Source organism: Acetobacter fallax (genome assembly GCF_011516735.1).
Lineage (GTDB): Bacteria > Pseudomonadota > Alphaproteobacteria > Acetobacterales > Acetobacteraceae > Acetobacter > Acetobacter fallax.
Map to the genome: position 1 here is coordinate 1 of NZ_WOSX01000108.1, position 2,101 is coordinate 2,101.

Genomic DNA, 2,101 nt, shown 5'->3' on the forward strand with positions numbered 1-2,101 from the left:
TCAAACCTCGGGACTAAACACCTAGTCTCCGCAAAAACCAGCTTTGAATCACATCGACAAAAACCTGAAAAGGTCTCTTGTCAACAGAACCTAGGTGTCGACTACCATGTAGAGCTTCGATCCCTTTTTCTTTTCGCGCCATCATAGCCGGACCGAGGCCCGCTTTCCGGGGTTGAGCGTAGGGTCCGGCTGTCAATGATCGCTGTTGTCGGCTCAGCCTTCTTTCCGGCCTCCATCCAGCACCGGGACTGCTGATAAACCGCAGATCATGGCGGAAGATCATTCGACATCGTTCGCCACGCAATACTGTCACGGATCACATACCGAAGGCCGTTGAACAACTCACGCAGATCATGATGACGCTACTCTGCATCTTCCTTCACCAGAAGAAAATACAGAATAATCGCAATGAAATTTACTTTATCGAACCGTTATACTTATCAGGCCAAGGCCTATAGGCCTTGTGTCTTCACCCAAACCTAATGAGAATGGGCTCATCATTCCTATACTAGATATCTGGATAATCCACTCTTCTACATCCTGCTCAATTTGAACATAGATAGGAAGTGAAAAATTAATATATTCTGAATTGTCAGGAGAACTAACAATAGACATCCGAGTTATACCATTAACAGATAAAAAACATTGGGCGCTCCTGTCGGTAATCATTAGAGTTGGGGCAATCCGACAGTGCAGCACGATTTCGGCATTTCCGACTATTGTCTTTTCAAGCTTAAGTTTTATTTCTGCCCTATCTTTGATAGACCACACTCCCCAACTTTCAATCAATCCAAATCCCGAGCCGAGACATGATCCACCCCGGCCATTTTCACCAAACTCTACATATGTGCCACGTGAAAAAGATGGCGACATATCTATTATACTATAACCAAATATTGGTAGAATATCGCGTAAAGTGTATCCTATTATAGAAATCTGTTCTTTGGTAAGCTTATACGCAGCGTTTCCAACTTGCCCGTCACCAAGATGGTTGAAATGCCATTGTGTCTTTGGTTCAATCTCATGAACGGGGTCATCACCTAAGAAAATACCTAATTTTTCTAGTTTTTTGAGATGTTGTCTAATATTATTAGATGATAGCTTCTCAATTAAATCTATTTTTTTATTATAATCGATTGAGATGCCAAGGAGATTTTCCAGTTGCTTTAATGTTTGTTCATTCCCGATAAAACCGTCCTCATAGCGGAAAATAGAGAATTCTCCAGATTTCATAAATTTTAGTATGGTTACACATGATCTATGTATAGCAAGAAGAGCTTCTTGAAATGTAAAATTAAAACGCTCCATAAGCGAAAAAATACAATCATATGGCGATCTAAGTGTAATAATACTAATAACAAAGTTACACTTTGAAATAAAACAAAGTGATTCTCCCGGCATGTGGGATTTAACTACTAAATTAGTAGATTTAGTAGTTAAATCATTAAATATATCGTTAATTTCGTCTGAGTATATACTTTCAGTGACATGATCGCTGTTGATATAATTAATCATATTTATAATAACATTAAAAGCCCATGTTGAACCACTTCGAGGCAAACCTACACAAAGAAAAATCAACTTCGTATTATCTATCATTGAAAGGGACCCTTTTTATTTCGCCCTAACTTAGAGCCTTGGCGGTTGTTTTGGGGCTAATGACACAAAAATACATTTTACGTACGTTTAGGTAGAACGACTATAGAACTCGCCGCTGGGGTTCATGCAACAAGCAAGAAAGCAGGTATCTGAAGCGGATGCGGCTTGCCGACTTCCGGCTCGTTCTCGACATTCCAGCGATCATCTCAAAGAATGTGTCCTGCTTCTAGGCTCAGGTCATGACGACGTGCCACATCCGATACACTCGCTCCACCCACGCCAACTTCAGCCAAGATCTGCAGCTTGCGTTCATCCGACCATCATCGCCGACGTTCAACACCAATCAGGACTTCCTGACCCATTCTCACCTCCCAAACGACGTCGTTAACGACAGTAAGTTACCAGCCAACACCCTCCATCGGTAAGCCTGTGAATCACAACACACCGCTCAGCTCAATGAATTAACAGGTCCTGAGCCTAGGTGTTTAGTCCCGGGGTTTGG

General features: G+C 41.8%; 2 protein-coding genes and 1 pseudogene. All 3 read right to left on the minus strand.

Annotated elements, in window-relative coordinates; all coding sequences use genetic code 11:
- Positions 1 to 93: 93 nt before the first annotated feature.
- Positions 94 to 410 (minus strand): annotated as a pseudogene (locus tag GOB85_RS19890) (transposase); the annotation flags it as partial.
- Between the two features lie 10 nt (positions 411 to 420).
- On the minus strand, positions 421 to 1,599 hold the full coding sequence (locus GOB85_RS18625) for a hypothetical protein (protein ID WP_173578851.1): 1,179 nt from the start codon (positions 1,597 to 1,599) through the stop codon (positions 421 to 423).
- Positions 1,600 to 1,805: 206 nt separating this feature from the next.
- A complete protein-coding gene (locus GOB85_RS19855) occupies positions 1,806 to 1,877 on the minus strand; it encodes a hypothetical protein (RefSeq protein ID WP_408737090.1) in 72 nt (23 codons plus the stop codon).
- Positions 1,878 to 2,101 lie beyond the last annotated feature (224 nt).

What these genes read in the sequence shown, in the direction of transcription:
- GOB85_RS18625 (WP_173578851.1), bottom strand. Translation starts at nt 1,599, where the DNA reads ATGATAGATAATACGAAGTTGATTTTTCTTTGTGTAGGTTTGCCTCGA.